This window comes from Flavobacterium tistrianum, assembly GCF_003254545.1.
In the GTDB taxonomy this organism is placed as follows: Bacteria; Bacteroidota; Bacteroidia; order Flavobacteriales; family Flavobacteriaceae; genus Flavobacterium; species Flavobacterium tistrianum.
Map to the genome: position 1 here is coordinate 1 of NZ_QJRH01000023.1, position 352 is coordinate 352.

At 46.9% G+C, this 352-nt stretch carries 1 protein-coding gene; it reads left to right on the top strand.

Going from position 1 to position 352, the window contains the following annotated elements; translation table 11 throughout:
- The coding region (locus DMB71_RS00110) for a family 43 glycosylhydrolase (RefSeq protein WP_162614726.1) at window positions 1-352 on the top strand (352 nt) is incomplete at both ends.

A 352-nucleotide genomic window follows, 5' to 3' on the forward strand; every position in this document is an offset into this window, starting at 1 on the left:
AATGGAAGATTACCATGTTTTTTCTATGGAAGACATTTCATCGGAAGCTGTTGATAATGGCGTTGCGCTCCATGTGGATGATGTTGCGTGGGCTGAGAAACAGATGTGGGCGCCCGATGCTGCGCATAAAAATGGAAAGTACTATCTGTATTTCCCTGCCAAACGCGCCAACGGAATCTTCCAGATTGGCGTTGCGGTTTCAGATTCGCCAGTCGGGCCTTTTGTTCCTGAAAGAGATGCCATAAAGGGCAGCTACAGCATTGATCCTGCGGTTTTTGAAGACGAAGACGGCAGGCATTACATTTATTTTGGCGGTATCTGGGGCGGACAGCTTCAGAAATATCGAAATAAT